This window comes from Acidovorax delafieldii 2AN (genome assembly GCF_000175235.1).
Classification (GTDB): domain Bacteria; phylum Pseudomonadota; class Gammaproteobacteria; order Burkholderiales; family Burkholderiaceae_C; genus Acidovorax; species Acidovorax delafieldii_B.
This window is the reverse complement of the sequence record NZ_ACQT01000189.1, coordinates 1-6,932: the sequence shown is the minus strand read 5'-3', so window position 1 is coordinate 6,932 and position 6,932 is coordinate 1. Positions and strand designations below refer to the sequence as shown.

5 protein-coding genes are annotated in these 6,932 nt (G+C 67.5%); 4 read left to right on the top strand and 1 reads right to left on the bottom strand.

Going from position 1 to position 6,932, the window contains the following annotated elements; genetic code table 11:
- Positions 1–235 precede the first annotated feature (235 nt).
- From ACDELDRAFT_RS17145 to ACDELDRAFT_RS17130, 4 genes are all read left to right on the top strand, one after another.
- Complete coding sequence (locus ACDELDRAFT_RS17145) at positions 236–421, top strand: hypothetical protein (protein WP_005799189.1); 186 nt, start codon at positions 236–238, stop codon at positions 419–421.
- 200 nt (positions 422–621) lie between these two features.
- Complete coding sequence (gene clpB, locus ACDELDRAFT_RS17140) at positions 622–3,228, top strand: ATP-dependent chaperone ClpB (protein WP_005799188.1); 2,607 nt, start codon at positions 622–624, stop codon at positions 3,226–3,228.
- Positions 3,229–3,319: 91 nt separating this feature from the next.
- Complete coding sequence (locus ACDELDRAFT_RS17135) at positions 3,320–3,649, top strand: hypothetical protein (RefSeq protein ID WP_332376006.1); 330 nt, start codon at positions 3,320–3,322, stop codon at positions 3,647–3,649.
- A 69-nt stretch (positions 3,650–3,718) separates the two neighbouring features.
- Positions 3,719–5,158: a coniferyl aldehyde dehydrogenase gene (locus ACDELDRAFT_RS17130; RefSeq protein ID WP_005799184.1), complete on the top strand. Its 1,440-nt coding sequence runs from the start codon at positions 3,719–3,721 to the stop codon at positions 5,156–5,158.
- Here the strand turns inward: ACDELDRAFT_RS17130 and ACDELDRAFT_RS17125 are convergent.
- On the bottom strand, positions 5,130–6,932 hold a 1,803-nt coding region (locus ACDELDRAFT_RS17125), incomplete at its 5' end, for a hybrid sensor histidine kinase/response regulator (protein WP_005799182.1). The two genes, ACDELDRAFT_RS17130 and ACDELDRAFT_RS17125, sit on opposite strands and share 29 nt — an antisense overlap.

Sequence of the window (6,932 nt, the reverse complement as noted above, 5' to 3'; positions counted from 1 at the left end):
GGGGGGTAGGGATCGGTGCAATCTTTGGACTTGCGCCGTGCCGGCCACTTTGAGGGGGCTTCCGCTTGCGCCTCGTCCATTGCCAGCCTGGCGAAACGGTGCGCGTGGCGGTGACCTTTCCAGGCCTCAGCAGCCTCACGGTCAAGAAGTACGGGCCCACGCTCGACACACCGCCAGCGCCCGCTACCACGCCCCGGCGAACCTGCAGATCAGCGGCAACACTGCCACCTGCGACGTGACCGATGGCGACTGGTGGGGCGACGACTGCTTTGGCGCTGGCGATGGCACCATCGACGATTCCGTCGTTGCCGTGCCACTGGCCTCGACCGCCACGGCCGTCCCCGCGCTGTCGGGCTGGGGCCTGGCACTGTTGGGGTTTCTGGCGTCGCGTGGCTGGCGTGCGGCCTCGCGGCCCCTCTGACAGAGTGTTGGGGGCAAAATATGAGAAAAATCTGCTCCTTGCGCTTGCCTATAAAGCGGCTGCAGCTATGAAAAATGTAGTGACTGCGGGCTTCTGCGCCGGAGTGGATTGCTAACGCAAGTCAACCGGTTGGTCATGGCCGTGTCTTGAAATCGGGCGCATGCTGCCTCAAGTGCTCTGCAATTCGGAGGACATGGACCATGCGTCTCGACAAATTCACCACCAAGTTCCAGGAAGCCCTGAGCGACGCCCAGTCGCTTGCGCTGGGCAATGACAACGCCTACATCGAGCCTGTGCACATGCTTGTGGCCATGCTGCGCCAGGAGGACGGCCCCAGGGCGCTGCTGCAGCGTGCGGGTGCCAATGTGCCCGGCTTGCTGGCCGCCGCTGAAGCCGCCGTGAAGCGCCTGCCGTCCGTGCAGGGACAGGACCAAGTGCAGGGCGGGCCCGAACTGGGCCGGGTGCTGCAGGCCACCGAGAAAGAGGCCATCAAGCGCGGCGACCAGTTCATCGCCAGCGAATTGTTCCTGCTGGCCGTGATCGACAGCAAAGGCGAGGCTGCGCGCATCGCCAAGGAAAATGGCCTCACGCGCAAGAGCCTGGAGGCCGCCATCGACGCCGTGCGCGGCGGCCAGAAGATGGACAACCCCGAGGCCGAGGGCCAGCGCGAGGCGCTGAAGAAATACTGCATCGACCTGACCGAGCGCGCCCGCATCGGCAAGCTCGACCCAGTGATCGGCCGCGACGACGAGATCCGCCGTGCCATCCAGGTGCTGCAGCGCCGCACCAAGAACAACCCCGTGCTCATCGGCGAACCCGGCGTGGGCAAGACCGCCATCGTCGAAGGGCTGGCCCAGCGCATCGTGGCCGGCGAGGTGCCCGAGAGCCTCAAGGGCAAGCGCGTGCTCTCGCTCGACATGGCGGCGCTGCTGGCCGGCGCCAAATACCGTGGCGAATTCGAGGAACGCCTCAAGACCGTGCTGAACGAGCTGGCCAAGGACGAGGGCCAGACCATCGTCTTCATCGACGAGCTGCACACCATGGTGGGCGCGGGCAAGGCCGAGGGTGCGATGGACGCGGGCAACATGCTCAAACCGGCTCTCGCGCGCGGCGAGCTGCACTGCGTGGGCGCGACCACGCTGGACGAATACCGCAAGTACATCGAGAAGGACGCCGCGTTGGAGCGCCGCTTCCAGAAAATCCTGGTGGGCGAGCCCACCGTGGAGGCCACCATCGCCATCCTGCGCGGCCTGCAGGAGAAGTACGAGGTGCACCACGGCGTGGAGATCACCGACCCGGCCATCGTGGCCGCCGCCGAGTTGAGCCACCGCTACATCACTGACCGCTTCCTGCCCGACAAGGCCATCGACCTGATCGACGAGGCAGCGTCAAAGATCAAGATCGAGATCGACTCCAAGCCCGAGGTCATGGACCGGCTCGACCGCCGCCTGATCCAGCTGCAGATCGAGCGCGAGGCCGTGCGCCGCGAGAAGGACGAAGCCTCGCAGAAGCGCTTCGGCCTGATCGAGGAAGAAATCGCGTCTCTGCAAAAGGAAATCGCCGACCTCGACGAGATCTGGCAGTCCGAGAAGGCGCAGGCCCAGGGTAGCCAGCAGGTGCGCGAGCAGGTCGAGCAGGTCAAGCAGCAGATCGAGGAACTGAAGCGCAAGGGCGACTTCAACAAGGTGGCCGAGCTGCAGTACGGCAAGCTGCCCGATCTGGAAAAGCAGCTGAAAGAAGCCCAGGCCAAGGAAGAGGGCAAGGACGGCACGTCCGCGCCCAACCGCCTGCTGCGCACGCAGGTGGGTGCCGAGGAAATCGCCGAGGTGGTGAGCCGCGCCACGGGCATTCCCGTGGCCAAGATGATGCAGGGCGAGAAAGACAAGCTGCTGCAGATGGAAACCAAGCTGCACGAGCGCGTGGTGGGCCAGGAAGAGGCCATTGCCGCGGTGGCCAATGCCATTCGCCGCTCGCGCTCGGGCCTGTCCGATCCGAACCGCCCTACGGGCTCGTTCCTGTTCCTCGGCCCCACGGGCGTGGGCAAGACCGAGCTGTGCAAGGCGCTGGCCGGCTTCCTGTTCGACAGCGAGGAGCACCTGATCCGCATCGACATGAGCGAGTTCATGGAGAAGCACTCGGTGGCCCGCCTGATCGGCGCGCCGCCCGGCTACGTGGGCTACGAGGAGGGCGGCTACCTGACGGAAGCCGTGCGCCGCAAGCCGTATTCCGTGCTGCTGCTCGACGAGGTGGAGAAAGCCCACCCGGACGTGTTCAACGTGCTGCTGCAGGTGCTCGACGACGGCCGCCTGACCGATGGTCAAGGCCGCACCGTGGATTTCAAGAACACCGTGATCGTGATGACGAGCAACATTGGCTCGCACCTGATCCAGGCCATGGTGGGGCAGGACTCAGACGACATCAAGGAAGCCGTGTGGGGCGAGCTGAAGAACCACTTCCGCCCCGAGTTTCTCAACCGCATCGACGAGACCGTGGTGTTCCACGCACTCGATGCGGCGCACATCGAGGCGATTGCGCGCATCCAGTTGCAGCTGCTCGAATCGCGCCTGGCAAAGATGGACTTGGCGCTGGACGTTTCGCCCGCCGCGCTGGCCGAACTGGCCAAGGTCGGGTTCGATCCGGTGTTCGGCGCGCGGCCGCTCAAGCGCGCCATCCAGCAGCGCATTGAAAACCCGCTGTCCAAGCTGCTGCTCGAAGGGCGCTTCCCGCCCAAGAGCGTTATTGCCGTGGGTGTGGACCCGGTGCTGGAGCCTGGAGTGTTCCACTTCAGCACGGCCCAGGCGGCGTGATTTGCTATCGATAGCGTAGCTTCCGGCGCTTGCTGTGCAAGCGCTGGAGGCATTTTTCATTGAAATTTCGGCAGGAGTTGGCTTGAACGATGTGATTGCGGGCGTGGCCCGCCTGGTGGTGCGGCTCGTGCTGGTGGCTGCGGGGCTGTTGTTCTTCGTGAGCCTGCTCGCGGCCATGCTGGTGCTGGCATTGGCCTGGGGCCTGCGCACGCTGTGGGCGCGGCTCACGGGGCGGCCCGTCACGCCGTGGGCCACGCGCATCGATCCGCGCGCCGGTTGGAGCACGGTATACCGCTCGGGCGCCCGCTGGACCGCCACCCGCCGCCCTGCGCCGGGCGACGTGCAGTCCCCCTGCCGAGGTGCCCTCCCACCTGCGCCCTTTGCCCGGCGCAGAAGATGTGACCGACGTGCAACCGCGTGATCCGGGCCGCCCCTGAAGGCGCGCGGGCTTGCGGGTGGGCGTCTTCAGTGCCGGCCCTATGATGCGCGGATGAACACTGTCGACCTCCAAGCCCTGTTTGAAGCGCAGCACCAGGCCAGCCGCGCCCACGTGGACGTGCCGCTGGTGGTGCGCCGTGAGCGGCTGCTGCGCATGCGCAAGCTGCTGGACGAGCATGGCCCCACGCTGGCAGCCGCCGTGCAGGCCGATTTCGGGGTGCGCTCGCCACGCCTGACGGAGGTGGCCGACCTGTTTGTTCTGCGCACCCTGCTGGCGCACACGCTGCGCCATCTGGCCCGCTGGTCGCGGCCGCAAAAGGTGCGTACGCCCATCTTCTTGCAGCCCGCCAGCGCCATGATCCACCGCCAGCCGCTGGGCGTGGTGGGCGTGGTGGCACCGTGGAACTACCCGGTGCAGCTTGCGCTGGCGCCCGCCATCACCGCACTGGCGGCCGGCAACCGGGTGATGATCAAGCCCAGCGAACTCACGCCCCACACGTCCGCGCAAATGGCGTTGCTGGTGGCGCAGTTCTTCGCGCCCGAAGAAATGTGCGTGGTGCAGGGCGATGCGGCCCTCTCCAGCGCTTTTTGCACATTGCCGTTCGACCACCTGGTGTTCACCGGCTCCACCGCCGTGGGGCGCAAGGTGGCGCAGGCGGCGGCTGCCAATCTCACCCCCACCACGCTCGAACTGGGCGGCAAGTCGCCTTGCATCATCGACGCCAGCTGTGACATGCAGGATGCCGCGCTCAAGATCGCGCACGGCAAGCTGCTCAATGCGGGCCAGACCTGCATCGCGCCCGACTATGTGCTGTTGCCCCGGGGCCACGAAGCCGCGTTCGCCGAGGCCTTCCGCGCCGCCGTGGCCAAGCTGTTTCCGCGCATCGCGGGCAACCCTGATTACGCCTCCATCATCAGCCCGCGCCACCTCGCGCGCCTGCGCACCATGCTGCAGCAGGCCCAGACCCAGGGTGCCGAGGTGCAGAGCATGGACCCCGCGCCGGACGCGGTGCCCGACCCCACCGCTGCCGTCCAGGAAGGCGGCACCAGCCGGCAGATGGCGCCCGTGCTGGTGTTCGGGGCCACCTCGGGCATGCAGCTCATGCAGGAGGAAATCTTCGGGCCCATCCTGCCGGTGGTCTCGTACGACCGGCTCGACGATGCCATCACCCACATCAACACCGGGCCGCGCCCGCTGGCGCTGTACTGGTTTGGTGGCAATGACGGTGTGCGCGACGACGTGCTGCGCCGCACCGTGAGCGGCGGCGTGACGGTGAACGACACCCTCATGCACATCGCCCACGACAACCTGCCCTTTGGCGGCGTGGGCGACAGCGGCTGGGGGGCCTACCACGGCGAGCAGGGCTTTCTGCGCTTTTGCCACCAGAAATCGGTGCTGGTGCAGTCGCGCTGGGCCATGGGGGCGTTGTTTTATCCCCCGTACGGCGCGCGTTTCGACCAGGTCATGGGCTTGTTGCGCCGCAGGCTGTAGCGGCAGGTGCGGCCAGGGCGGGGCGGGCTGCCGGCGCGGGGCCCGGGTGCCCGGCGCCATGGCACAGCAACTGCACCATGGCTTCGCGCAACTGGCCCGTGGACACGGGCTTGTGCAACAGCAGGGCCGAGGTGGTTTGCGCATCCCGCAGGCGCTGGGGCGAGGTGTCGCCGGTCATGATGATGGCGGGCACCGCAATGCCCAGATAGGTGCGCAGGGCCTGCAGCACCTGCTTGCCGGTTTCATCATGGCGCAGCCGGAAGTCGGTGATGATGAGATCGGGGACATCATCGCCCAGCTGCTCGATGGCGTCTGCGCTGGAATCGGCCACGGTGCACAGGCAGCCCCAGCTCTGCAGCAGCGACTGCATGCCCAGGCGCACCGCTTCATCGTCGTCGATCGCGAGCACGTGCAGGCCCCTGAGGCTGTGGTCGTCCACCGCAGGCGTCACGTCGTCTTCGAGCGCACCATCCCATGCGTCGAGCCACAGCCGGAACACGGAACCCCGCCCTGGCCGCGAACGCAGCTCGACCGTGGTGCCCATGGCCTGCACGAGCCGCTGCACGATGGCCAGGCCCAGCCCCAGGCCCTTGCGCCGGTCGCGCTCGGGATTGCCGAGCTGGTGGAACTCCTGAAAGATATCGTCCCACTGGTGGCTGGGGATGCCGATCCCCGTGTCCCACACCTCCAGCGCCAAGCGCCGCCCGCGCCGGCGGCAGGCAATCAGCACGCCGCCGCGCGCCGTGTAGCGCAATGCGTTGGAGATGAAGTTGTGCATCACCAGGCCGACCAGGGATCGGTCGGCGTGCGAGGCCGCCGAGGTTTCGCGCGTGCGGTACACGAGGCCCGCGTTGTCTGCCTGCACACCGAACTCCTGCTCCAGCGCGGTGAGCAGTGGCTGCACGGCAAAAGCGGCCGGGCGGGCCTTCACCACGCCGGCCTCGAGCCGCGAGTAGTCGAGCAGCGTGGTGAGCATTTCGGCAGCGGCACTCGAGGCGGCGTGCGCGTGGCCCAGCACCGTGCGCTGGCGGTCGTTCAGGGGGCTGCGCTGCAGCGTTTCGAGAAACAGGCCCATGGCGTGCAAGGGCTGGCGCAGGTCGTGGCTGGCCGCCGCCAGGAAGCGGGACTTGTCGTGGTCGGCCTTCTCGGCAATTTTCTGGGCGGCCAGCGCGCGCTGCGACTCGGCGCGCAGCCTGGCCACGAGGCGCTGGTTCTCAAGCTTGAGGGCGATGCTGCGGCGCGTGGCGGCGTCGGCGGTGCGCGCCTGCATGCAGGTCAGGCCGTAGTACACCAGCGTCAGAAACAGGGCCGGCCAGAGCACGGGTCCGCCCGCCAGCGCGATGGCAATCAGCACCCCGCCGATGGCGCAGCTCAGGTAGGTGAGGTAGGCACGGTACAGCGGCGCCCCCAGCCCGAGAGCCCCCGACGACACCGTGCTCACGATGCCGATGGCATAGATCACGCTGTCGGAGTTGCCCCAGTGCATCACGACGAGACCCAGGCCACCCCAGCTCAGGCCCATGGCGGCCATGCAGGCGATCAGCTTGCGTGCCGCGCTCTGCGCGGGCGCGGTTTGGGGGTGGATGCTGCGCAGCGAGAGGTACACCCCCGTCACCACCAGCACGTGGGACACCAGCCACGCCGCCATCGCCTGCCCGTCGGCCACGCGTGCCATCACCCACAATGTGCCCAGCGAGGTGGCGAGCGACGCCAGCAGCGTCATCGGAAAGTTCTGGCGCAGCAGCGCCACCTGCTCGCGCAGGACCTCGTCGCG

Coding starts and splice junctions, on each gene's coding strand:
- clpB (WP_005799188.1), top strand. CDS start 622: ATGCGTCTCGACAAATTCACCACCAAGTTCCAGGAAGCCCTGAGCGAC.
- ACDELDRAFT_RS17130 (WP_005799184.1), top strand. CDS start 3,719: ATGAACACTGTCGACCTCCAAGCCCTGTTTGAAGCGCAGCACCAGGCC.